This window comes from Streptomyces sp. JNUCC 64 (assembly GCF_054484115.1).
In genome coordinates this window covers 1-25,112 of record NZ_CM137015.1, presented here as the reverse complement: position 1 = coordinate 25,112, position 25,112 = coordinate 1, and the positions used below count along the sequence as shown (strand labels likewise).

Here is a 25,112-nt window from a genome sequence, read left to right as displayed (position 1 = left end):
GCCTGCCACATGAAGGCGGGTTGATGGGAGCGTCGTCGCTGGGACGCCCTCAGTCCTCGTCGTCGAGGGTGTCGTCGGCTGACTCGTGGTGGACGTTGACGCCGGCTCGGCAGCGCGCGGCGCCGATCGTGTCGTGCAGCCGGGCGAACAGGTCGGGCCGGATGAGTAGATCAGCTCCCGCGACCGCGGGCAGGAGTGGTTCGTAGTTTCCGTCGTGGACGAGGTGGCCGTGCCACTGGCGGCAGATCAGTGCCTCACCGGTGGCGTCGCTGAGGCTGAACCCGCAGATTCCCTCTGTGGGTTCAAGTCCGAGTGCGGCCACGACGCTGGCTGCGGGTGCGAGTACGTAGACGGGCAGGCCGAGGCCGCTCAGGGTGCGAGGGCGAGGCCTATCGATCAGGCCAGCGGTTCCAGCGTCAGTGAGGGCCGTCAAGGCCTGGTCTGCGGCACTGACGTGCTCGGCTGCTGACTCGGTTGTAAGGCCGAGTCCCAGGCGCCGCCACGGGCTGGTCCACAGCTGCCAGGGGGCCTGGCAGGCGGGTAGTGTGCCGGGCGGTGGGTCGTCGTCGAGGGCCTCCAGGCCGACGGCGATCTGCAGTTGGCGGGCGGGCTGATCCGGGTATCGGCGTGCAGGAGTGCGCTGCCGCTCGAACAAGCCGATCTGCACCCAGCCCTCGTGCGGACCTTCATCCACGCGAGCAAAGGCCATGGCGTTTCCCGGCAGGGACCGCAGGCCCGCGACCGAAGCGAAGCCGGAAGGCGGCCAGAGCTTGTCCGCTTGATGGCTCTCACTGAACCACGGTGCTGGATCAAGCGACCACGCCAGGGCCTCGGGACGAGTCAGAGGGCGGGGAATGCGGGCGAATTCGGCACGCAGGGCCGCGCGGGGGTCATCGCGCAGTCGCGCGGCCGCGCCGCGTTCGAAATTCTGGGCGTTGCCGAGATGTCCCGCTTGGGCAAGCGCGGCACGCAGGCCGGCGGCAGCGCGTTGCAGGGCGTCTTCGGCGGCGGCCTGGTCGGCGAGATAGGCGTCGGGAAGCTGGCTGCGGCGTCCATTGGTCAGAAGATCCAGCTGCATGCGCATGAGCGTCTCGACGTCCGGAAGAGCATCGATCACGAGATCGATGACGGTCTCGCGGAGCCCGGCCGGACTGCCGGTGGCGTTTAGGCGGTCGCCCAGGTAGTGGTCGACGAGGTGGGTTGCGAACTCCCGAGGGTTGTTCATGCGCTGTCCTCGCTGGGGGAGAGGGCGGCGGCGATGGCGCATGCGAGTGTCGGATGAGCTGCCGTTGCCGCAGGGGCGGGCGCCTGGTGGCCAGCGCGGGCCAGGATGGCGGACGCATCCGCACGGACGGACAGCACGTCACTGCCGCACAGCGTGACGAGCTGTGCGAGAAGGGCGGCATCCAGAGGTCCGTCGGGCAGGTGTCCTTGTAGGACGGTCAGGAGCCAGGTCAGGGGGCCAGCTCCGAGGTCGAAGGAGAGGACGCGTGCCAGGGCTGCCTGCGCCTGGCCGGAACGGCTGGCCAGCAGAACCGTCGCTGCGATCAGGGCGCGGCGCTTATCGCCGCGTTCGGGCAGGGCAATCGTGGCCAACGCAAGTTCGCACAGTGCGGTGTCGATGTCGTGCTGGGTCGCCTGCTCCGGCACCGGGTGGTAGGCACCCTGGCCGAGACGGGCACGGCCCGGCAGACGGTGGGCGATGACGCCATACGCCGCATCCCAGCAGGCGAAAGCGCTGACAGCCGGGGGTGAAGCGAGCGGGGGCTGAACAGCGAACGCCGAGACCAGGGCCAGGCTGACACCGATAGTGCGGCTGTAGGACGCCTCGGCGACGGCCTGGGCCACCTGGTCTGCGAGGTTGCGGGCTGCGGTGGCCGGGTCCGCGGAGTGCGCCTGCTGCCACAGATCCAGCCGGTCATTGCCGCCGAAGGAACGCCATCCGCCGCCGCCTCGCATCTTGGTGCAGGCGAGCATGCCCGCCGTGGCGGCGAGAGGGCCGAAGACACCAGGATCGCTGTCCTGGCGCAAGCGGAGCCCCGAGGCGAGGTCGGCCAGCAGCTCAAGAGGGTTGGAGGCGTTCATCTCGTCGGCGATCCGGTGCAGGAACTGGGCGGCTGCGTCTGCTCCCTGACCGTCGATGACCTCCAAGAGCCGCCACCCGACCGCATTGGCCAGGGCATCCCTCGACCACCGTGGGCCCGAGGGGGCATCGTATGCCTTGCTGGTGCGGTCACGGACCGCAGCAAGCGCGCCAGCAGCACCTACTGGCAGCGTCGGGCGCTGCTGGGCGTGCAGATACGCGTCTGTGGTGGGGTGCTTCTCGGGGCCGAACCAGTCACGTGAGGTGTTGTTGGGCACGGGGCGGGGTGCCCAGGGCAAGCCGCCCTCACCGCCACAACGCTGTGCTGCTGTGCGCAGCGCAGAAGTGGGCTCGTCCCCGGCAGCCTGCGATGCGGCGATCAGTGTCTGGTCGTCGTAGGTGGAGGTGATCGCATTGGCCAGCACCGGCAGGAGACGCGATGTGCGGGCCGCGTCGTCGCCGGGCAGGTCAGCGAGCCTGGTGAGCAGAGCAACGTCCTGCCGGATACTGCGGCCATCGGGTCCAGCGGCGATGCGGAGCGCGGCCAGGACGACGGGGTCGGCCGTGTCAGCCTGCGTGGCCAGCAGCTGCCGGTGGGCCGCGCTCACCCGGCCGTCGGGCAGCCCGGACTCGGCCAGCAGCACCTGGGCGCCCAACTGCGCGGCACCCCGCGGATCCAGGCGCGCAAGGGAACGCCACCACTCCTGCGGCGTTCCCGCCGTGCCCCGCCCGTCGGTGCAGTCCGCGACGAGATAGACAAGAGGCTGCGTACGCGCCAGACGCACCTGCGCCTGGACGGGATCGGCCTGCAGGAGCTGAGGCAGCGGATCCACCAGCTCCTCGATGGTGATGTCCTTGTGACCGCCATAGGCCCCCATGTAGCGGGCGGCACGCTCCCAGCACCGCTTCGCCTCGTGCGGGTCGTCGCAGGCGAGACTCACGCGGGCCATCTCAAGCTCGAAGTCGGCGTCCTCCGCATACAGCGCACGGCGCTCGGCTTGCACTCCGCGCAACGTGCGCATGAGCTCGTGCACGACGTCGGACCCTGCCTGGCCGACGCTCCCGGCGAGCAGGGACACCAGCTCCGTGGTGATCAGCGGGCCGGTTCCGGCCATGCCCATGAGAGAGGTGGTGGTGCCCTCGCTGACGGCTTGCAGGAAGGCGATGCCCACAGCGACATCATCGCCGCGCATCAGGGCGACGGCGTCGTGCAACACCTGCCGCACCTGCCGGTGGATATCCGCAAGATCGCAAGCCCGGGGGCTGCCCGTGAACGCGTGGGCATGCTGGGCCAGTTGTTCGAGCGCCACACGCACGGTCGCGGACGCGGTTTCGGCTGTGAGGATGCCCGCCTCGACGTCGGGGTGCAGGCCGACGGTGGCAAGGGTGAAGCGCAGCCAGGCACGGTAGAAGCCATCGCCGTCCAGGAGGGGAAGCAGTCGGGCGGGCGCCTGCGGATCGGCAGCATGGGCCACGGCCAGCAGTGTCAGCCACCTGTTCACCGGGCCGGACAGGCCGCTGGCACGGTCGGTCAATACATCCTGTGTTGCTTCCGCGAGAACCGCGGCGATGTCCCCGGAAAAGATCTCCTCGGCAAGGTCCGACACTGCCACGCCATGGCGGAGCAGGCGCCGCGGGTCGCACGGCCCGCTGGCCCAGGCCGCGGTGGCCAGCACGCGGGCAGACGGCAGCGCGCCGCCCGCCGTGCCATGGGCGTCCGCAAGGTGCAGCAAAAGGGCCGCGCGCCGGTCGGGCTGCTCGATGAGCTCCGCGCTCTCGAGCAACGGGTCTGGACCCAGACAGTCCAACAGCACACCCAGCGCATCGTCAGGCGATGTCAGAGCCTCCTGGCCGAGGAACCGGGCCACCCGCTGCGCGAGCGTACGCGGGACCTGCCCGAGCTCGACATCGTCAGCAGCCCGGGCCGGCAACCGGATCCGTCCGCGCAACTCCGCCAGGAACACCGACTCATCGCTCTCGGAACCGTAGTGGACACGCTCCTTGCGTGCCTCGTCCCAGGCCGTCAGGTACGCCTCCCACGGGGCGGCACAGCCGGCCCGGTCGACCGCCGCACACAGCTGCAGGCCCCACCGCGCCGCCATCGTGGTCACACCCTCGTACATCAGGCTTGCCGCCACGCGGTCGGCTCCCACCAGCGCCACCAGCACATCCGCATACGGCACCAGGGAACCCGGCAGGCCTTCTTCCTCATACGTCGCCCGCGCCCGGCTCAGTTCGACGCAGCGCACCAGTGTGGGCCAGTCGTTGCGGACCGCCGCACGCCGCGCGGCAACGGTCAGAGTGTGGACGATGGCCTGAGGAGGCTGCAGCCCGGCAATCGCGCGGGAGAGGAAATCGGGTTCGATCAGCAGAGCGAGTTCGTCATCGCGCCCCAGAGCGGCCAGCAGTTCGGGCAGGTGCCGGAACGCGCGGGGATCGGTAAAGAAGCCCCGCTGGGACAACCAGTCGGCGGCCTGGGACCGGACCTGATCGACCCACCTGTCGTCGCCGTCGGCCCGGCGGATGAAGCGGCTGAAGCTCTCATGATGGATCTTCAGTCCGCCGATACCCGGCTGCTGCGCGACGATCGGTGCCACGCTGTTCAGCGCGGCACCGAGTTGCATTCCGGGCAGCGGGAAAATTTCCTCGAGCTCCGACGCACTCACAGCGAAGTCGCAGACCGCGAGCATGCTGACAGCAGAACGCTGCCCGGGGGTCAGACCGGCCAGCAGATAGGCGTAGTAGTCGTCGAGGTCGTGCGCCGACGACGGCACCGTCCGCAACCTCTCCAGAGGATCGCCAGCACCATCCGGCGCCGGCGCCGCTCCCAGGCCCGGGGCAGGACCCACGGCCTGTCGGCACAAATACGTGGCGTACAGGGCGTTGCCTCGAGAGCGCTCCTCGATCAGTGCGACCGCGGCCTCCGCCCGCGCAGCGGGATCGAGCCCCTCACCGGCAGAGGAGGACGTCAGGGCCGTCAACACGCCCAGGCGGTCCGCCAGAGCATGCAGTTCGGCGCGGTTGAGCGGGGCAACGGTGAGACGGGAGGCACCAGCGTCGACGGCCTCGAGGTGAGGGCCGGGCTGACTGGCCAGGACGAGCACGACACCGGGCGGCAGTTCCAGGGCGGAGAGGTCCGCGACCAGAGAGGCCGCCGGGTCCACCCGCGGACGAAAGGCGCTGCCGGTGGTGGATCCAAGAACCCGGCTGACATGGTCGATACCGTCCACGATCAGCGCGATCGGCCGGTCCGGTGCCAGGCCGCGCGCGGCCGTGACCGCGGCCGTGAGCGTCTCCGGCGTGGCCGCGTAGCGCGGCCTGACCTGCGCCAGCGCCTCCGGAACGGCCGTCCCCAGCTGCTTCAGCAGGCTGCCGATCACGACCTCAGTCAGCACACGCTGCTCACGGTCGATGTCCGAGGCGCCGAGCCAGCAGTGATGCCTCACCGCCAGCCAGGATTCCCGCAGCGCATCCCCGAGCTGCTCGCACAACCACGACTTGCCGATGCCGGGAGCACCGGTGACCACCACGACACCCCCCTGCCGAGCAGCGTCCTTCACGGCCGCGACCACGCCCGTGAGCACCGTAGGACGTCTCACCTCGGTGGCACGGTCCACGGGGTGCCCCTCACGGACCGCTCCGAAGTCGACTTCCAGACTCAGACGAGGAAGCAGGTCCTCGACCATCACGGTCCCCGCCCGGCTGCGCGCCGCTTTGGCCGCCTCGATCAGGGCCAGCGCCACCTCCTCGGGCGTGCGGTGCCGGTTCGGCGGCCGTCCGGCACCGAGTTCTTCGGTGATGCGGTGCAGCAAGGCCGCCTCGGCTGGCCCGGGCTCACGAATGTTGAGCGAACACGCCGGAAGATCCGTGTCGACGACCAGGGATGCGCAAGCGCGGTTGAGCAGGTCATCACTGACCTGGGCGAGCATCTCCTTCCACGGAGCGTGTGCACGCAACGCAGCGGCGTCGAAACGGAACCGTTTGCTGTTCAAGCCGTGCAGTGCAGGCCCGGGATCGGTGCTCGCGTGGACCGGGCGCAGCACCTGGGTCAGCTCGGGATCCTCCGGCTCCATGTCGCGCACCACGAGGCGATGCGAGGCACCCGGATCCGAGGTGAAGTCGTTGTCCATGGAGGAGAAGAGCAGATCCAGGCGTAGGCCTCGCTTGTCCTTCGTGAAACTCTCCAGCGACAACGCGCGGTCATGATCCGTGTGCTTGATCTGCAGCCGCTCGCGGCTGCCGGTGCCCCACTCGCACGTGATGTCATCAAATCGGTCCCCGGTGAACATCTTCGTGTCGACCAGCAGGGAATTCGCACGTCCCACCGCCAGGTCCACCAGCCGCAGCGCGGTGAGCAGGTCCTGGTAAGCGTAGCCAAGGTGTGTCGGGCGTAGCCCCATGCTCACCTCCAGCGTGCCCTGCTCACTTGGCACCCCCCATGGTGCGCTTCACGGTCACCCTAACCTCCCCGACGTACCGGGACGGAACGGAAACCCAAGGAGAGATCATGTGTGCAAGATCCAGCTGGCGCAGGAACACCTGGAAGGTTGGGCACCAGCAGCGGCTCTCGCACGCGAGATCGACGGCGACGGCGGCCGCACTCACCTGGTCGTCGACGGTTTCGCGTACCAGACAGGGGATGTCAGGCGTCGACGTTGATGCCGTAGTCGGTGGCCAGGCCCGCGAGGCCGGTGTTGTAGCCCTGCCCGACAGCGCGGGCCTTCCATCCGGTTGTGTGGCGGTAGAGCTCCACCGCGACGGTGACGGTCTCGCCTGATGAGAACGGCCCTGGAGCGAAGGCCAGTTGGGCGCTGGAAGACTGGGTGATGTCTGCGTGCCACTGGGTGTGCTGGTCGAAGACTGCGGCGGGCTGGGCCTCGATGTCGATGCTGACGATGACGGCGATGGAGGTGATGTCGTCGGGGATAAGGTTCAGATCGGCGGTGACGGTGTCTCCTCCGACGCTGACCCCGTCGTGACTGGGGTGGTTGTAGAAGACGAGGTCGTGGTCGTCGCGTACCTTGCCGTTGCGGGTGAGGAGTACAGCGGAGACATCGACGGGCGCGCCGGTGCAGGTGATGCGGACCGTCGTCGGTTCCGTGGCCACGGCCGTGTTAGCCCCCTTGGCCAGCAACTGCCCAGCAGCGTTTTCCCCGTTGCTGGCCGGGACGGCGGGGGAGGGGGGTGCGATCGGCGGCAGGCTGGTACCAGTAAGAGCCGCGATGACATGCTGGAGGATGGGCCAGCCTTCGGTTTCCTTGCCAGGCCACGGCCAGGTCAGCCGCTGGGCACCGAACTCCTTGGCGGTCGGCGGCCGCCCGAGTGCTTCCTGTAGTTGGAGGTGGCGCAGGCTTTCGGTGGCCAGGCGGCTGAGCTGCCACTGCCGTTGGGTTTCTTCCGGGTTGTTCACCCAGGTGTCGTGGTCGACGGGCTTGCCGCCCAGGTCCTGGTACACCCGGCGGGCGAAGTCGTAGCCGTCCTCAGTCAGTAGGCGGGTAGGCCGCTCCTGTTGGGATGGCGTCGGCTCGCCGATGGCCGTGTGCAGCGCCCCCAGGTCGCCGCCCGTCCAGTGGTTGGCTGCTGTGATCGCGAACCGGGCGAACTGGGGCAGCGTGGGGGGACGCCCCTTGGCGGCGACGAAGCGGTGATGCTGGTGGGCGACCTCCTCCAACTCGGAGCGCCAGCGGCCCTCCACGAAGGCACCGAGATACTGCTCGGCCCAGGCCCGCCGGTGTCGTGTGATGACGTCCCGTACCCGCTCGAAGCCGTCCCGACGGGCGCCGTGACTCATGCTGGAGGTGAACGTCATCTGCCCGTACGGGGTCTCGACCGTACTGTCCTCGCTGTCCGTGATCTCCTCCTCCGGCCCGAGGAGTTGTTCGGCGGCTTGCAGTTCGCGGAAGAGGGCGGTGTCGACCGGGCATCCGGCCGCGCGCAGGGCGGCCAGCGGCCTGCTGTAATAGCGGTCGACGCGGTCCAAGGTGGTGCGGGAGTAGGGGCCTTCGCACACGAACCAGGCGGTCAGGCCCACGCCGTGCCAGAACTCGGCCGCGGGACCGAGGGCTTCGGCCATGGTCTGGTGCGGGCGCGGGTTGCTGACGATGCTGCCGGGATACCGCGCAAGCGTCACCGTTTCCCACAGCCGCCCCACCCGTTCCAGGACATCGGCGGGCAGACGCTGCAGGTACAACTGAGGGGTGTACCCCTGCTCGGTCCGGTTCAGACTCATCAGATCCTTATCGACCAGCCCCCACAACGACGGCATTCCCCGTGACTGGCCGGCATGCGCCTGGTCGAAGTCCGCCCACCAGCCGCGCAGGGCCGCAGCCCGCTCCTCCACCGGAGACAGAGAACTGCCGCCGCCGAGGAAGGCCGCGAGCATCGCATGGACCTCGTCCTCCGCGATGCCCGCCTCGGCCGCCATGCCGGCCGTCTGCGTGGCCATGCCGACGTACAGACGTGGCTCGGGCAGAGCGGTGATGATCTCCTCATCCGGGTGCGGGGGAGCCTGAAGGTAATCCAGCACAGCCAGCCAGTCACCCCCGAAGTACGCGGAGACGACCGGCTGCAGCTCTTTGGTGAGCACCCGGCGCGCCAGGGCTGTTCCCGTCCTGGCCTTCTTGGCGAAACCAGCCATCAGCCCTTGCAACCGCTGGATCCGGTGACGTGCGGCAAGCTGCACGAGGTCGGCGGCGGCAAGGGTGTCCAGCAAACGAAGGCGGGCCTGCTGCTGTCCCGCACGGTCCAGCTGGTGCCAGCCGCCGCCGAAGCGGAAGGCTTCCAGCGCGCTCGCGTCGATGCCCAGCAGCCGGTAACGCTCCTCGATGAGTGTCCAGAACCGCTGCTGTTCTGTGCGAGGGAAGATCTCTCCTGCCGCCCGCAGCCGGATGGGCTGAAGCAGTGTCTCGAACAGCGGCACCAGCAGCGCCCACAGCAGCACCGTGTCCCAGTCCTCCACAGCGGTGAGGCGGGCGGTGTCATCGGCGGCCAGCGTCAGAGCGTGGCCAGGGCGTTCCCGCAGCAGATACGGCAGATTGACTGCCCCTGCCTTCACCGAGAGTTTCTGCGGCAGGTACCACGCGCCGAGCCGCTGCTGCTCCTGGACCCCGAAGGCGTTGGCGCAGAAGACTTCCTCTTCCCGGGTGAGGGCCGTCACCTTGGCGGTGTCCGGCGTGTGGCGTCCGCGGCCGGGGACGACGGTGGCCACCGGCCGTCCGGCGAGCCCTGTGGCCAGCAGTCTGGCCGCCAGGGCGTCGATGTCGGCGAACCGTTGCTGCTGCCCGGCCGCCCGCTCCAGGGCAAGCGCCTGCTCGGGACTGCATTCCACGGCCGGCTGCCACCAGCGTGTCGGGTCACTGGCCACCGGTCAGCCTCCGCATGTACTCGACGAACTGCTCAAACGGCACCGGCGCAGCGGTGTTCTGCGCATAGACGGCGTAGCGCTGGGCCATCAGCTGCATCTCCCGCTCCGTCCTTCGGGCCTCCACCCGGTCCAGCTCGTGCACCACGCGCTGCTCGACGCGTCCCCGCTCGTACAGCACGAACGCGTCCACCCCGCCCAGACCCCCACCGGCCCCCTCCGCGGCGCCGCCGGGACCGGGGAGATCCCCTTCCATGGAGGTGGCGTCGATCAGCGGGACATCCAGGAGCACAGCGGGATCCATGTCGTTGTCCGCGCACATGGCCTCCAGATGCTCCTCCAGGACGAGTTCGGCATGGCAGACCACGTCCAGGTACTGCTGGTCGGCAGCCACCGCGGTCTGGCGCAGGACGCGGACACCGCGGCCGACGAACTGGTAGAACTCGCCGAAGCTGCCATAGGGGCGCAGCGGCACGACCACGGTGATGGGCGGGAAGTCGTAGCCCTGGCCGAGCATCCGCAACTGCACGATGCCCTGCAGATCCCCGGCGTCGGACTCGAAGCGCCGCCGGGTGGAGGCGATCGCGGAGGCGGGCATGCTGTGGTGCAGCGTGGCACTGGGAATCCCGTACTCCTCGGCGATCCGCGCGACCTGTTCAGCATGCGCCTGGCCCATCGCCGCGAACAGCACCCTCGGCTTGACGGGCGCCAGCAGCTTGGCCTGCGCATCCAGACACGCCCGCGTCACGGCCATCACCTGGCGGATCGGCGCCTCGGACTGTGCCGTGATGCGTGCCATCTTCCGCTCGTCGCCCAGCGTGGCCAGCAAAGCATCACGGCCCACGATCTGCTCGCGCCGCCCGTCCGGCCACACCACCTCATACACCGTCGACGTTACCTCGGGAGCGAACCGGTGCACCCGCAGGTTCTTCGCCGACCCGTCCGCGACGGAGTCCACCAGCCGGTAGCGGTAGACGACATCGGCGTCGATCGGCTTGCCGTCCAAACGCTGGAAGCACGCCGACATCAGCAGGGTGCGCGCACCCTGGAAGTGGGCGAACAGCCGCTGGTAGGAGGCGCTGGCCGCGATGTGCGCCTCGTCGACGACGATGAAGTCGATGTCCTCCGCCTCCAGCTTGGCCAGCAGGTCCCCGTCACTGTCGCCCGCGCCCAGCGCATGGAAGTTGGTGACCAGGATGTCCGCGTCCAGAAGCCGCTCACGGCTGACCTGGCTGATCTGCCCGTCGTCCGCGTCCAGGACGAGCGTGGCCGGCGGACGGGCACCGGGCAGCAGCGGCCCGCCCGCCAGCCCATACAGGACGTTGCCCGGTATCCCCGGATCGAGGGCCTTGGCGAAGGTGCCGCGGATGACCGAGCCCGGGGTCACCACCAGCGCCCGCCGTCGGCTGAACGACAACGCGGCCGCCACCCCCAGGGCCGTCTTGCCCGACCCCACCGCCATCACCGCAGCCGCATGCCGGCCGCCGGAGGCGTAGTAGTTCGCCAACGCGGCCAACGCCTCGTCCTGGCATTCCCGCAGCGGCGCCCGGTCCACCCTGGCCCGCACACCGGCGAAGTACGCCCCGCATGAGGGCATTTCGGCACCGCCAGGCGGATCGGCCGCCCGCATCGGATCGCCGGCCATGTCCGGGATCCCGATGCGCGGCACGGCAGTCACCAGCGGCGCCAGGAGCGGATCCTGCCTCAGCATCGCCTGCAACTGGGCCACACAGCGCGCCGTGTCCGTACGCACCGCGTCGTAGGAGAACCGCAGAACGGTCAGGCCGGTCGCGGCCAGATCGTTCTGTCGCAGCCGGTCGTAGGTGAACGCGGCCCGGTCACTGTGGAAGGCGAACCCGTCGAGCTCGACGGCCAACTGCAGCGTCTCACCCGCGATCAGGTAGTCCAGCCGGTAAGTGCGCTCGTTGACGGTGACCGGGTGCTGACTGCGGACCCGCGCAACGATCGACGCGTCCACGGCCGGCGTGAGCACCCACCGCAAGAACGCCTCCTCCAAGTAGGAGGCAGCCGGGATCAGTCGCTCCAGACCCGCACTCATGACGATCCGCCCTGTGCCGCAGCCTCGGCAACCAGCGCCTGGGCTTTCTCCGACAGCCGGGCCGCCACATCCTCGCCCTGCCCGAAACGGGCCAACCGCCGTGCCAGCTCAAGTGCTTCCGCGAAGGCGCCCTCGCGCTCCAGCAGGCCGATCAACCGTGGCACCGAGGACACCCGCACAAACGCCGCCGGTGCATCAGTGGTGTCGAAGGACACCGCGTGCGGGGTTGCTTCCATCAACTCCAGGTCCAGCAGGGCGAACACCTCAAGCGCGGCGAGGGCCCCAGGCTCCGCACGACGTGTACTCCACAGCCGGTCGACCGCGCTCTGCAGAACAAAGTGGTAGTCCCTGGCCGAGCCCGGAAGCTCCAGCGCCTCCCAGACACGGGCGATCAGCTCAGCGCCGCGCGCGTCGAACGGCACATGCCGGCTGGCCGGTGTCGCAGACGTACTCCCCTCTGCGGTCGGCCACATCGGCGAGCCGTACGACTCGTCCGGACGAACCCCTGCGCCCGGCAGCGCCTCCCGCATGACACCCGGGCTCCCGGCAAAGGCAAGGCCAGGGACAGCCGCCATGCGCTCAAACCACGCCCCCATGTTCCCCCTTCACACAAAGAGGCCCGCACCCTCACCTACAGCGAAGTCGCCCCACCCGCCCCCTGCGGTACTTCATTGTCGCAGCCACACTCTCTCTGCACCCCGAAAGCGGATATGTGCTCCGCTCTCCGTCACCCACCCGGGCCCCCGACTGCCGCCGGCCGAAGAACGGGAACCAGACGCCCTTGTCGCCCACTCGACCTTGTGTCCGGAGTCGGGAATTTCGCTTCAAACACCTCTCGGCCAGCTGTACCAGGGACGGTGCCAGCCCTGGACGATTTCGGGTCAACCCGATTTTCCAGGTGGCCTGACCAGGGACGAACGACGTACCTGCGTTTCACGACGGTGAACACGTCAGCCTGAACGGGCGCCGATCAGGCTGGCCTTGAGAGCGTCGGCGAGGGAACCTTGAGGCATCGACGGCGGGATACGCCTCGCACCAATCCCTTCCCGAATCACCCGGGTTGGGGACCTCACCCCTACCTTCCTGGAGCTGCTCATGTCCGCCCTTCCCCTGCCCGCCGCCAGCCCCGAGCCGCCGGCGTTCTGCGCCAGCCACCTCCCTGCCCGCACCCAGCCGAGTCGGCTGGGCATCCCCGAGGTCGTGGTCATCGTCGTGGTCGTCCTGGCATCGGCCGGACTGGCCGCGCTGGTCGTGGTGGCCGCCGCAGTGGCCGACCTGATCACCGGCCGCCGCTCCAGCGATGTCGCCAAGCCCTCCCGCCGCCGCAGCCGGTGACATGGGCCGCCCCGCCAAACCTGTCGCCGCCGGCACCAGCCCCCGGCTGCGGGCCCTGGCCGTCTACCTGCGCCAGCTCAAGGACGACACCCGTACCACCTACGCCACCCTGTCCGAGCGCACCGGCCCACCGGCCCACCGGGCGCGCCCGGGTACCGCGGAGCCTCCACCCTCAGCCAGGCCGCCCGCGGCACCCACCTGCCCCCGCTCGAGACCGTCCTCGCCTACGCCCGCGCTGCCGGCGCCCCCGGCAGCCACCCCACGCAGAGGCGAGAAGCGACAGCCCTGAGCCTGTGGAAGGCAGCCGCGATCGAGAAGGCCCGCCCGCACCTGGCCGGCCGCAGCCGACGGACCCGGCAAGTCCGCACCCCCGCCTCCCTGGGCCAGGAACTGACGCGACTGCGCCTGAGGGCCGGCCGGCCCTCTTACAGTGCCATCGAAAAGGCGACCAAAGCCGACGGGCACCGTGTACCGCGTTCGACAGCCCACCTGATCCTCAACGGGACGGTCCTGCCCAGCCGAGAGCAGCTGTCCGCACTCCTGAAAGCCTTCGACGTGAGCGTCGTGGACGCCGCCCAGTGGCACGCGGTCCTCGATCGCATCGAGGACCGCCGGCGACCGCCCGAGCCGATCCGGCGAGGCAGAGGGTACGCGTGCGCGGACGCCGACCCGGCCGTGCAGGAGTACCTCGAACGCCGCGAGCGCGACGAGGAGATCAAACGACGCACCGGACAGATCCATCCGGACGAGACGTACGAGGACTACGAGGAGCGGATGCGCGAGAGGGCGTTCCAGCAGCAGACCTCGGACGACTGGCTGTACGAGGACTGCGACGAGCCGGAGGACGAGGCACAGAGACAAGCGCGGGCCGCTGAGCAGGCCGCCTCCGAACCCAGCTGAAGGCTTTGGTAGAGCGCGCCACCCCACAGGACAGGTCGCCGATCACGCCTGACAGCCGGCCTACCGTTTCCGCCCATCGCCACCTCCGATCCTCCTGAGCAGGACCAGTTCCGTGATCACCCACGACTCCCACCCCGGCGGTACATAATTCCAGTGAATATTATGTACCGTCAGCTAGACTGGGCAGCAGCGTTACATTTTTTGGCGTCCGGTCGTTCCGCATCCGCTGGCGGCCGCTCCCGAGCCGACTGCTCGACCTGCCCCTCGCAACCCTTGCCGCGTCTGTTCTTGGAGTCCCGGAATGTCTTCCTCGCATTCATCCCGCACTGCCGGTGAGGCGTCTTCCGGCGCTGCCATGCCGGACAACTCCGCCCCCGCTGCTCCGCCCGCAGCCTCGACGGAACCGTCCGACCCCGCTCCGCGCTGGGCGGGCCACTGGCCCCTGAGCTACCCCGAAGACGCCGGCCGTCGACACGGTGAGAACACTCCCGAGCCAGTTGAAGGCATGGTGGAAGACCCGGGAACAACCTCCGCCGCCCCTGACGCGGAAACACCACACGCCATGGCGCGCACCCGCCCGGCGACGCTGCACGGGGCCCGCAACGCACTCAAGCAGTTGATCGACGCAGCCATCCAAGGGCAACCCACGCCCCTGACGCGCGGCCCGCACCACGCACTGCTCACCACCCCCGCCCACGCAGCCAAGCTGGGCTGGAACCTCACCCAAGCCCCGACCCACAGCTTCGCGGACGCCCGCAAAAAGCTCGGAGACCTGATCCAGTACAGCGCCGAGGGCCACCCCCAGGTACTGCGCCGCCACAAGACCCCCGTCGCCGTCCTGCTCGCGGCAGCCGCAGACGGCACTCCCATGCCGCCCGCACTTCAAGCCGAGCCCGCACCCGACACCGTGGCTTCGACTGCAACGGCAGCCCCAGACTCCGCCGCAACACCCCCTGAGGGCCAGCAAGCAGTCCAAAACCCCCTCCCGACCACAGCAGCCGAAGTCGAGGCCGCCAAAGACCTCGCACCCGCGCCGACAACTACCCCTGCCAAAGCGGCCATTGCCCCCACCACGTCTTCGGCACCGCATCCGGAACCGGCGCCGACAGCCCACGACACGCCTGCACCTGCCCATACGCCCCCCGCCTCACCCGGCACCACCCCAGCCCCATCGACCGCCCTCACCGGCTCGCCGGCCGCTACCGCTCCAACCCCCGCCGATCCCGTACTCCAGCACCCGGTCACACCGCCGACCGCCCTCCCCAAACCCCCCTCGACCCCGCCCGAGCCGAGCCCGCCAGCCCCCGCTCCCGCGATGCCCGGCACCGGTCACGAGCCCGCCCTCCCGGCCGGCGGCCCACCAGCCATCGCTGCGCCGCGCACCCCGCGACGCCTGGCCGCACTCGCCCAAGCCCTCGACACCGTCATTCCGACCACCGCCCCCACCGGTGAAACCACCACGCCCACACCCCTGATGGGCCTGTCGACCGGCATCCGCACCCTGGACGACGTCCTCGGCGGACTCCAGCCCGGCCGCTTCTACCTCGTCGCCGCCGCCCCGGGCGCCGGATCCAGCCTGATCGCCACCGCCGCCGCCCGCACCAGCGCCCTCGACCAGCACCAACCCGTCCTGTATGCCGCCTCCGGACTCACCCGCGCCGACATCGCCGCACGCATCGTCGCCGCGCACCTGCCCGTCGACTACCGCCGCCTGCGAGCCGGCCGCCTCACCCCCACCGAACAGGACGACACCGCAGCCCTCCACCACCACCTGGCTCAAGCCCCGCTCTACATCGACGACGGCACCGACCTGACCACCGACGCGATCGCCGAAAGCGTCCCGGACCTGCCGGGCCTGGCCCTTGTCGTGGTCGACCGCCTGCAGACCACCGAGGACCCCCGGCTGCCGCTGTCCGGCCCGGCCCAGATCACCGACGCCGCCCAGGCCCTCGTCCACCTGGCCCGCACGCACGAACTCCCGGTCCTCGCTGCCGTCGACACCGACGACCCCCAGGTGATCGCCGCGCTCAGCCTCGACATCACCGTCACTCTGACCCGCGACGCCGACCAGATCCACGCCACCGTCACCGAGCGCGATCTCGGCCCGCAGGCCACCCTCACCCTCCACGCCGACCTCGCCCACGCCCGCATCACCGACCCCTACGCCAGTCCCGTCACCCTCACTTCAACACCCCAAACGCCCCCGACTACGCCCCCGCAAGACCCCGCACCGACCCCGCAGACGCCTCTCCAAGCCCCCACCAGCCCATCCCCGGCCCCCATGGCCACCCAGCCCGCCCCGACGGCCCACACCGCCGCCCCACGCAGGCCATCACCCCGCCGCACCACCACCCCACCCCCGCCTGAGGGTGGCTACGCCAACCGCGACTACAGCTACTTCACCGGCATGATCACCCGCGCCGTCGACGAAGCCTTCCACGACCACGACGGCGACCTCACCGCCGCAACCGAAGCCCTGGTGAAAAAGGCCGTACCGAACGCCATGGCCCTGTTCGAAGCGACCCGCGTCGGCGGAAACTACGAACACACCGTCTACCCGGAAACCCTCGAATTCCTCCGAAAGAAAACCAAGGACGGCGCCGACGAAATCTGGGAAGGCCGCCACAACTGGACCAACACCCACCTCACGGAAGAACTCAAAAACGGCACCCACCCCCCGATCACCGTCAACGCACTCGACACCAACGCCAGCTTCCTGTCCGCCTTCAAGACTCATTTGCCCATCGGCGCCCTGATCCACGACCCCCACGGCGGCTTCGACCCCAAACGCTCCGGCATCTACCGCCTCCCCACCCGCCCCACCTGGCACCACCCCGACCTGCCCGACCCGATCGGCAACCGCCGCGAAGACGGCCCTGTCCTCCTCGATGACGCCACCATCCGCCTCCTCATCCGCTGCGCCCGCCTTGGCCTGTGCGCGGCCCCGCACATCACCGAATGCTGGACGTCCGGCGCCAGTGAAGGCCTCCTGGAGAAAATCCGCCGCGTCCTGACCGAGGCCCGCACCAGCGCCATCGAAACCGACGACATGGTGACCGTCGAATACATCAAAGCCATGTACTCGAAATTCACCTCCACTATCGGAGAGTCAAGCGTCAACCGTGACATCCGCCGACCCGACTGGATGCACATCATCCGCTCCCAGGCATTCGCCAACCTCTGGTATAAATCCCACCGGGCCCACAGCAACGGCCTGACCGTCGTCCGCGTCCGCGGCACCGATGAACTCCACGTCGCCGGCGACTGGCGCACCGTCTTCACCGAAGGCCGCCTCACCACCCAGATGAAACAAAAAGACCAGTACCCACTGCCGAGGAAGAGTGCCCGATAGATGTCGACCGACGGATGGAAAAACTTCGGCAACTACGGCGCAGACCGCGACCCCGGAAACGTCCACGGCAAAATCGCCCTCGCCAGTGCCCTCGAAGACGCCCTCGAACGCATGATCATCGACGGCGGAATCAAATCCCCCGTCGACACCCGCCGCGGCCTGAAAGCCCGCATGCGCTACCTCACCACCACCAAAGGCGGCCCCCAAGCCCTGGCCGACGCCGGCATCCACGCCACCCCCACAACGATCCGCGCCTGGACCCGCGGCACCCAACGCCCCCGCCCCGCCAACCTTGAAGCGATCGACACCGCCTACTGGAACCTCCGCGCCCACAACGTGCTCGCCAACCCCGGTGCCCTCAAGCAGCACCTCAACCGAGGCGGCCGAGGCACCCGCATCGAGATCCACCCCGTCAACCAGGCAGCCGTCGACGAGCCGCGCCGCCGCGACAACCTGAGGATCCAGCACCGGCAGGTCCGCTACATCTGGGACGACGCCGTCGATGCCCTCGTCGCCAGAGACCTGGACACCATGGAAGACCTCTGGGACGACGTCATCGCCGAACTCGACTCCGACTGGGGCGCCTACACCTACGTCTCCTACATCGGCATCGGCGCCTGACACGACCGCTCACAGCCGTCCTGATCGGCTCGAAGCGGTGCTCGGGTCCCGTGGTGGCCTATGGGGAGTGCCGGTTGAACGTCGCCGTCTGGACGTGGAGTGGACGAGGGACGTCAGTCGGTGATGGTCTGCGGGAGAGTGCTGGCCAGCGTGCGCCGGCGACTGACCGAGTACTCCGGTCTCGGTGCCGACGACCTTGCCCGGGCCTATGCAGCGGTCGGCTCCCGAGGACGTGAACTGCAGAGTCTGGAGGCCATCTACCGCAGTAGCGTCGTGGAGTTCCCACCGGTGGCCTACGAGCAGGTCGAAGCGGCACGCGCGGCGGCGTAGAAGGCCGAGACCGCCTTCGCCGAACTGAGCGTCAGCCAGCCGCTGACCCGGCGCGCCGTCAACGTGCTGAACAGGGCAGCAGCCCTGGACCTTCCGGCCGATACGCCCGCCGCTCGCGCCGCCCAGATCGCCGCACAGTCCTGACAGCGTTCCCGGCGGACGCAGTCGGCAGTACCAGCAACTGCCGTCCCCGATGCGCAGGACCGCCATCACGACGAACAGCATCGCCGGAACGGCATGCGTCCGATGTGCCCCCCTGCCGCACGGCGCGTGCCGGAGCGTACGGGAAAAGAGCCTTGGCGGGTGGCCCGATACTGGCTTGGTGACCGGCTACGTGGAGACCAACGTCCGCCTCTTGCCGTGCGCGTTCGCCGCCCTGGACCGGGTGGCCGCCCGTTGGGGGACATCGCGGGACGCGACCGTGCGCAGGCTGCTGAGCGAGCACGTTCAGGCACAGGAGGACCGGGCCCCGGACGACCGGCTGACCCATATCTCGACCGTGCTGCGCTACCCGCCGCTGGGCAAGCGTGCCCCTGCTCCGCGGACGGCCCGGCCGCTGCGGCTGCGCGCGCAGCCCGGTCTGCTGGAACGGGCCCGCGCCGTCTCGCTGCGGCTGCCGGGACAGTACGCGCGCAGCCACCGCGACTACCAAGCCCGCACGCTTACCGATGCCGTGATGACGGCCATTGCGGCGGCCGAACCCATCGTGGACGACTTCCTGGAGGGCCTGTTGCCGCTGTTACGGCAGCGGGCCGCGCTCGGTCTGTGGCGGCTGGCGACGGCCGCGACGGCAACCGGCCCGGAGAGGGAGGTCCTGGACGCGGCGCGGGAGGCTGTGGAGGACGGGTGGCCGCTGGAGGTATCGGCCGAGGACCTGGACGGCCCGGGCGACGAGGTGCCGGCGCGGATGCGACGCGTCCAGCTGGTCGCTCGGATCCTGGAGGACGAGGTGGCCTGGCACGCGCCCGGGCGCTTCCAGGTGGCGGCGAACCTCGCCCGCTCGTGGCTGAGCGGGCCCGGCGCCCAAGACGGGGAAACCCTCCTCTACCAGCAGGCACAGGACTGGCAGGAGCTGTACCAGGACACCCTGCACGCCGCCGTCGAACGCCGGATGCAACTGCTCGCGGGCACCATCGACTACGACTTCACCGGGCGCGGCGGGACCGCCGTGTGGCGCGCCGAGCGACGCGTCGAGCAGCAGGACTTCGAGGCCTGGCTGACGAGCCAGCCGACCGGCACCGCTGTCGCGCGGCTCATCACCCCGCCCGGATGGATGCTGAGCCGGCCCGAGTCCTGGCACGCCCACACCCCAGGCCACCCTGCTGGGGAGGGCGACCTGCCGCAGCCGTACGCGCAGTGGGTGGCCGAGGGGAAGGTGCTGTGTTTCCCGTCCGAGGGTCGGCAGGTGTTCTGGCCGCTCGCACCGCACCCGAAGGCCCCGGCCTGGGCGCCGGTGCCCGGCATCGAGCCGGTGGTCGCGGCGGCCGGGCGCCTGCGTCCCGAGCAGGTCGGCGCGTTCGTCGAAGCGGTCCTCATCGACTGGGCCCACGAGTTCGAGGACGACGTCTCGGGGCGGATCACGCTGTGGCTGCCGGTCGACAGAGCGGTCGAGTTCGGTCTTCTCACCGTCAAGGATCAGCACGCCCGCATGGCCGCGGCGCGGGCACAGACCTTGGAGCTCATGGACGCGGTCATCGAGGAGTTCCGGCAGGACGATCCGCTGGACGTACAGCGGATCGAGCGGCTGCGCGAGGCCCGCGGCAGGAGCCGGGATTTCGGCCGCCTCGCGCGGCAGTACAACGCGCAGATCGGCTCGAAGTTCCGCACGGTGCGGCCCGTGTGGCCTTGGCCCGGGGGATCGGTGGCGCACACGCTGCTGTCCGGGAGTCCGCCCTATCTGGTGCAGTGTCTGGCCCTGTGGGCCCACCGCAACAGCATCCGGATCTTGGAGGATTCCATGCAGGATGCATGGAATCTGGCGTTCGACCGGTACGGCCGCCGCGTGTGACACCCGCCGATACATAACCACGTCCCCTCGCTCCGACACTGGCTTTCTGACGGGCGAAAAGTACGCCCGTCCTCGGAAATCACACGCCCGTATTCGGAGGGGAATACCGCATGCACACCGGCCGACCACTGATCACGTCCATCGCCGCTGGCCTCGGGGGAGCGGCCGAAGCGTTCGGTGGCGCCCCGTGGTGGCAGACCGCCACATTCTTCGTCCTGGCCCTGGCGATCCTGGTCGTCGCCGTCGTGCAGCTGGTCTTCCCCCAGAAGTCCGAGCACCGGCTCGCCTGGTGGCGCGACCGCCGGCGTCATCAGCAGCTCCGCGGCACGAGCCCGGCGCCGCGGGGCCACCGCGCGGCGGCTCGCCGCCCCGAGGAGCCCGGAGGCCGCGCCGAGGCGGATTCCTAGAGGCGGGAGCCGGCACTGCTCGGCCCGGGCTGGAACCCCGGAGAGCGGGCGGGCTCCGGTACGCCGTGCCGGGGGGCGCGTACGCCGTGCCGGGACCGCTGGACGGAGGCCTGGATGATCGCGTCGGCCCGTTGCCTGATCTCGGCGCTGCGTTCCTCGAAGGGCGACGCCGCCGACGGGCGGAGCCGGCTGGCCTCGTCGTAGCGGGCGCGGTACGACGAGGCGTCCCCCGGGGAGTTTAGGGGCTATCGCGGCCTGGACCGGGACGTCGAACGCGGTGTGATGCAAGGTCTCGAGGGCACTGCCGCGCCGCCAGGACAGGCCGGTGAGCGCGAGGGGAATGTCCCCGGGGGCGGTGTAGTCGACGTAGGTGAACCCGGCCCTGCGCTGGGGGAGATCGTCCTCGCTTCCGGCCGGCGGCTCGGTCTGGTAGACGAGGTGGGTCGCGGGGGACGGGGGCGGGGCGTCCTTGAAGAGCTGGGCCAGGGTCGTGTCCTCGAAGGCACTGTGGGCGGCGGTGTTCCAGTAGCCGGTGGGGCCACCGCTGCGGGGGAGGCTGCCGTGGCCGGTGTGTTCGAGCAGGGCACGGGCCCGATCCGCGGCGGGGCGGGCCGGGTCGTGCACGAAGCGGTGCAGTCCCGGGGGACAAAAAGAACCACCTGCCCGGCATACAGGCGCTGCCGTAAGGGGTCCGCGCGCGGCCGGCCGAGATCGGGGACGCAGGAGCGGGCGTGGCGCTGGTACTCCCCCTCCAGACGCTGTCCGTAGCGGTGTTCGGCCCCTTGGTGGCCGTCGAGGGCGAACAGTTGGTTCCACACGCGGTTGGCGGCCCGGCCCCGGTCCACCCCGGGGGCCAGGAAGTACGCGGTCCATTCGGCGGTCGGCCGGTTGTGGACATTGCGCTCGGGCGCGGGATCGCGGTAGCGATGCCACCAGCGCGCGCCCTCGTCCGTGCGCAGGCCGTGATTGATCCAGGCGTCCGGATGCGCCTCGTAGAGCCGGTCCCTGAGCAAGAACGCCAGGCCCCGCTTGCGGAACCCGAGATGCACCTGCACTCCGACAACCTGCAGAGCGAGGTTGTCGGGGTGCAGGTAGAACTCCACGTGCCCGACCGCCTGGCCGTCCAGCACGGCGATGATCTGGCGGCCGGCCAGCGGTGCGCCGGATTGCCTTTCCAGCCTGCGAGGTGAACGCCTACCGACGGCCCGATGGAAACCATGGCCGTCAGGCCTGCGGTGCCCGCGCGGCCCGGACCGAGACCACCCGGACCCCCACATCACTGCTGCCGGGAACGGCGCTGCCGGATCTCCTGGGAGAGAGGTCAGCCCACACCCTCTGGTTGACCTCGAAGACCGCCTGCACCGTGACCGTCGCCGCGTCGGGCGCTACCGGCGCGGCCTCCTCCTGGCCGGGAACTGAGACCAGCGCCACTGTGCAGGTGACCTCGCCGCGGGCGTCCGGTTCGGACCGGGAGTCGAATCGGATCTCAGCGCACCCGCTCAGGGCACCCATCAGCTCGGGTCGGGATGCGCGCCGCGCCCCTCCACCCGTCCCCCGGGCCGTGCCGCCGGTGCTTGGCGCATGGGCGGAACCGGCGGAGCGAAGACGTTGTTGCAGCTGTCGAATGACGGTCGGTCACCGCGCGGTACCCTCCGGCATGGGATCAGCAGACACAGTCATCGCGGCCGTTGCCGCAGGCCTCAGCGGCGTCGCGGCAGTCGCCTCGTGGCGCTCGTCAGCGCAGGCCAACGCCACCGCCGAGGCCGTGGCCCGGATCGAACGCGACCGGTGGCACCTGGATCTGACTCCGCAACTGCGTCTGAAGCTGGAGCCGCAGGGCGGCATGCTGTATGTCCGGTTCGACGGCCCGGCCTCGCTCGGGAGGATCACCGTGCAGCTCACCGTCCGCGACGACCGTGACCGAGTACGGGATCCGGTGTTGGCGGGCGGTCCGACGGCCGAGGAGCGAGCGGAGGTCGTCTGGGGCCCGTATCGCTTCCGTCCCGGCGTCGACGGGGCCGACCAACTCGGCCGCTCGGTGACACCGTTCACCTTGGAAGCCGACGACAGAACCCGCCTGGCCGTCGACGAAAGCCTGCGCCCCCGCTGGTACGAGGGCACCGGCGGCGAGGAACAGTGGCGCCAGCAGAACCGGACCAAGCGCATGCGCCTGTGGGCCGACTGCACGGCCGCCAGTCACAAGCCCTGGAAGCTCAGCTTCGAGGTGCCGCAGGACGGAACCTGGGCGCGGACAGGGCAGCCGGTGGGCACCTGACCTCCCGGCCGGAGACCCGCAAAAAAGATCGCTGAAGATTTTTTGTCGGTCCGGGGTCCGCCCGTCCCCAAAGGATGAGGGAGGGGTAACAGGACCGCTCCCGCCCGGGGTAAGGATCTGGCTGGTGAACGTGTACGTCATGGTGGCGCTGGTGGTGGGAATGATGGCGGGATGGTACCTACGGGCCGCAGGGGCTACTCCGGCCGAAGCGTTCGGCGGAGCCGTCGCCGCGACGCTGCTCGCCGACCACCTGCTGGAGCGCCGCCAGTGAGCACCCCCACACCCCCTGGCCGGGAAGCGGCCACGGTCGGCGAGTGCGGGTGGACGCCCGCGCCGGTGATCGGCCTGGGCCTCAGCTGCCCCTCCTGCCGGCCACACCGCCACCCGGACCCGGCCCCGCAGCGCTGGCTCGACGGCACGGCCCGGCCCAACACCGCCCAGCTGGCCAGAGCATGCACGCTGACCGGCTACGAACAGCACACCGCGACGCTGGTCCGCGCGGCCGAGGTCACCCGGCGCGCCCGCCACCGCGCCCAGCAGCTCTTCCCCTACGGACTGGGCCCGGTCCTGGGCGACCTGAAGATCCCCGCCGACGGGGGAGGAGACATGCTGCGCGCTCTCGCCGATCTCGCACTGGACATGTTCGCCCGCCGCCGGCCTCCTCGCGTCTACCCGGTGTGTCCGTGGGGCAGCAGCGACAGCACGGGATGCGGCCGCGACTCCTTCGGCCGCCTGACGCACGATCGCTGCCGCACGCCCACCGGCCCGGTGCCCGACTGGCGCTCGAGAGCCTGGGCCATCTGGTGCTGGAGCACCGCCCAGGTCGTGGACAGTCTCCCCGCGCACCTGCTGCAGTCCCGCCCGCAGCAGGCCGTGGACGCGGGGGTGCCCCGGCACGTTGGCAAGGGGATGATCGGTCCCATCACACTGCTGATCGGACGTGACGGGCCCGCCCAGCGGGCCCGGGTCTCCAGCCAGGCGCTGAACGCCATCGTCCAGAGGCTCGCCCCCTCCGGCCTGGACTTTCTCACCGTAATCCGGCTGCTCCACCGTCAGCTGGAGATGCCGCGCGGGGGCCCCTACCTCCACGGCTGGCGCGGCTATGCACCCCGCTCGCTGTTCACCGCGGCCCTGCAGGCCCGTCACGCCAGCCTCCACCAAGGGCCCGACGACGTCCTCGTCGAACACTTGGCCCGCTTCCTAGGCGGGCGCACCAGCCGAAGCCCCAAGCGCATCGCCCAGGGACTGCTGCACGAGGGCTGGGACGACCAGGTGCACGGCACGGACGAACTCGAGGCCCGCCTGCGTGCCGCCGTTCACGCTGCGACGTCGGCGGACACCGAACTGTGGGAGCACGAACACCGAGGGCAGCGCGTGCAGTCCATGGACAAGCTCGACCTTCGCGCGGGCGTCCAGACCGTTGACGGTGATCTGCCAGGCCATGAAGAGGAAGTCGAACGCGTCCTGGCCAAGCTCTCTCCTGCGGAGCGGAAGGTCGCCGACTGCTACGCGGCTGACCGCCTCACCTGGAAGCAGGCAGCGCTGGAGGCAGGACAGCAGCCGGACATGGGAGAGCGGGTGCGACGTAAGATCAAGCGTCTCGGTAGCGAGGACCGCCGTCGCCGGAACCCCGCACCCGGGAGCCCGTGACGGCAGGAGCACCAGGCGACCACATCTGCCGGCGTGCAGCGGAACGGTCGCGCATCGTCGAGGCGGACCTCAGCCGCGAGCACGTCCATCACGACATTCACGTACTGGTGGCTCTCGCTCTCCCTGCCGCAGCCGCGCCTGCCGTCCGGCCTGATGGTCTGCGGGGGAGTGTCAGTTGAGCGTCGTCGTCTGAGTGTCAGTGGCGCAGGCGTGGCGACCTGGTCGTTGGCACTAACGGGTGGTGCTCACCCGTTGCTGGCATGAGTGACGAAGGTCCATTTCATTCTCACGCTGTCAGGTACCAGCCAGGGGGAAGGTTCGGATCACGGTGACAGGTTCGGCGAGCACTGTGTCGACCCGAGCGCAAAGAAGACGAGCCCTGAATTTAGATCCTGATATCCAGCTTCGCGATACAACGAATTTATCCCCCTTCGGGGAAATCTCATTGGGGAGAAACTTATCCCCAAAATGCAAACGCGAGTAAATTTCGGCGAGTACAGAATTTCTCCGCGCGATTTCCATTTATCTCGGGCGTCAATCTCTCCGAGAGGTATAGACCACTTCTTTCAGACGCGGAGAGTATCCGTTACATAATATATGTAACGACCCAAAGGGCGTTACATAAAGAGTAGGATGGACGCCCGGAGGGCGCTCCAATACATGCCAGCCCAGCCTCGTCGCTATCTATCGAGTGCCCTTATGAGATAAATCCGCAGTTCAGGGGGGTTAAGA

Annotated in this window: 18 protein-coding genes; 12 read left to right on the top strand and 6 right to left on the bottom strand. The window is 69.6% G+C overall.

The features are described from left to right. Positions 1-49 precede the first annotated feature (49 nt). Together ACVWNX_RS00090 and ACVWNX_RS00085 are read right to left on the bottom strand one after the other, a co-directional pair. A complete protein-coding gene (locus tag ACVWNX_RS00090) occupies positions 50-1,225 on the bottom strand; it encodes a hypothetical protein (RefSeq protein WP_454411761.1) in 1,176 nt (391 codons plus the stop codon). Beyond that, complete coding sequence (locus ACVWNX_RS00085) at positions 1,222-6,516, bottom strand: AAA family ATPase (RefSeq protein WP_454411760.1); 5,295 nt, start codon at positions 6,514-6,516, stop codon at positions 1,222-1,224. Before ACVWNX_RS00085 ends, ACVWNX_RS00090 begins: the two co-directional genes overlap by 4 nt. 76 nt (positions 6,517-6,592) lie before the next feature. Between ACVWNX_RS00085 and ACVWNX_RS00080 the strand changes: the two genes are divergently transcribed. Continuing rightward, positions 6,593-6,742 (top strand): hypothetical protein, encoded by a 150-nt coding sequence (locus ACVWNX_RS00080; RefSeq protein ID WP_454411759.1) that lies wholly within the window; start codon positions 6,593-6,595, stop codon positions 6,740-6,742. Here ACVWNX_RS00080 and ACVWNX_RS00075 read toward each other — a convergent pair. The 3 genes from ACVWNX_RS00075 to ACVWNX_RS00065 are packed head-to-tail and all read right to left on the bottom strand — an operon-like array spanning position 6,726 to position 12,032. Further along, positions 6,726-9,446, bottom strand: coding sequence for a TerD family protein (locus tag ACVWNX_RS00075; RefSeq protein WP_454411758.1), 2,721 nt, complete (start codon positions 9,444-9,446; stop codon positions 6,726-6,728). The two genes, ACVWNX_RS00080 and ACVWNX_RS00075, sit on opposite strands and share 17 nt — an antisense overlap. Further along, entirely contained in the window at positions 9,436-11,502 is a 2,067-nt protein-coding gene (locus tag ACVWNX_RS00070) for a DEAD/DEAH box helicase family protein (protein WP_454411757.1), read from the bottom strand. The genes ACVWNX_RS00075 and ACVWNX_RS00070 overlap by 11 nt, the downstream gene beginning before the upstream one ends. Next, entirely contained in the window at positions 11,499-12,032 is a 534-nt protein-coding gene (locus ACVWNX_RS00065) for a hypothetical protein (RefSeq protein WP_007387412.1), read from the bottom strand. Before ACVWNX_RS00065 ends, ACVWNX_RS00070 begins: the two co-directional genes overlap by 4 nt. A 565-nt stretch (positions 12,033-12,597) precedes the next feature. On the opposite strand from ACVWNX_RS00065, the gene ACVWNX_RS00060 reads away from it, so the two are divergent. The 8 genes from ACVWNX_RS00060 (at position 12,598) to ACVWNX_RS00025 (ending at position 21,645) form a co-directional block, all read left to right on the top strand. Continuing rightward, positions 12,598-12,837 (top strand): hypothetical protein, encoded by a 240-nt coding sequence (locus ACVWNX_RS00060; RefSeq protein WP_454411756.1) that lies wholly within the window; start codon positions 12,598-12,600, stop codon positions 12,835-12,837. Between the two features lie 555 nt (positions 12,838-13,392). After that, positions 13,393-13,737, top strand: a complete 345-nt coding sequence (locus ACVWNX_RS00055) for a hypothetical protein (protein ID WP_454411755.1) — start codon at positions 13,393-13,395, stop codon at positions 13,735-13,737. A 562-nt stretch (positions 13,738-14,299) separates the two neighbouring features. Continuing rightward, a complete protein-coding gene (locus ACVWNX_RS00050; RefSeq protein WP_454411754.1) occupies positions 14,300-17,089 on the top strand; it encodes a DnaB-like helicase C-terminal domain-containing protein in 2,790 nt (929 codons plus the stop codon). Then, positions 17,090-17,710 carry a hypothetical protein gene (locus tag ACVWNX_RS00045; protein ID WP_181801063.1) on the top strand — a complete coding sequence of 207 codons (621 nt, stop codon included), beginning with the start codon at positions 17,090-17,092 and terminating at the stop codon, positions 17,708-17,710. It begins immediately after the preceding gene. Between the two features lie 138 nt (positions 17,711-17,848). Continuing rightward, entirely contained in the window at positions 17,849-18,040 is a 192-nt protein-coding gene (locus ACVWNX_RS00040) for a hypothetical protein (RefSeq protein WP_042821564.1), read from the top strand. A gap of 355 nt (positions 18,041-18,395) precedes the next feature. Next, positions 18,396-20,048, top strand: coding sequence for a hypothetical protein (locus tag ACVWNX_RS00035; RefSeq protein ID WP_454411753.1), 1,653 nt, complete (start codon positions 18,396-18,398; stop codon positions 20,046-20,048). 110 nt (positions 20,049-20,158) lie between these two features. Beyond that, positions 20,159-20,455 carry a hypothetical protein gene (locus ACVWNX_RS00030; RefSeq protein ID WP_007387419.1) on the top strand — a complete coding sequence of 99 codons (297 nt, stop codon included), beginning with the start codon at positions 20,159-20,161 and terminating at the stop codon, positions 20,453-20,455. A gap of 731 nt (positions 20,456-21,186) precedes the next feature. Next, positions 21,187-21,645 carry a hypothetical protein gene (locus ACVWNX_RS00025; protein ID WP_181801061.1) on the top strand — a complete coding sequence of 153 codons (459 nt, stop codon included), beginning with the start codon at positions 21,187-21,189 and terminating at the stop codon, positions 21,643-21,645. Between the two features lie 34 nt (positions 21,646-21,679). Here the strand turns inward: ACVWNX_RS00025 and ACVWNX_RS00020 are convergent, their stop codons facing one another. Beyond that, positions 21,680-21,886, bottom strand: coding sequence for a hypothetical protein (locus ACVWNX_RS00020; RefSeq protein WP_454411752.1), 207 nt, complete (start codon positions 21,884-21,886; stop codon positions 21,680-21,682). Positions 21,887-22,112: 226 nt separating this feature from the next. On the opposite strand from ACVWNX_RS00020, the gene ACVWNX_RS00015 reads away from it, so the two are divergent. The 3 genes from ACVWNX_RS00015 to ACVWNX_RS00005 all read left to right on the top strand — a co-directional run bounded on the left by ACVWNX_RS00015 (position 22,113) and on the right by ACVWNX_RS00005 (position 24,380). Continuing rightward, positions 22,113-22,730: a hypothetical protein gene (locus tag ACVWNX_RS00015; RefSeq protein ID WP_454411751.1), complete on the top strand. Its 618-nt coding sequence runs from the start codon at positions 22,113-22,115 to the stop codon at positions 22,728-22,730. A gap of 124 nt (positions 22,731-22,854) precedes the next feature. Further along, positions 22,855-23,001, top strand: a complete 147-nt coding sequence (locus ACVWNX_RS00010; RefSeq protein ID WP_157996713.1) for a hypothetical protein — start codon at positions 22,855-22,857, stop codon at positions 22,999-23,001. Further along, on the top strand, positions 22,998-24,380 hold the full coding sequence (locus tag ACVWNX_RS00005; protein WP_454411750.1) for a hypothetical protein: 1,383 nt from the start codon (positions 22,998-23,000) through the stop codon (positions 24,378-24,380). Before ACVWNX_RS00010 ends, ACVWNX_RS00005 begins: the two co-directional genes overlap by 4 nt. Positions 24,381-25,112 lie beyond the last annotated feature (732 nt).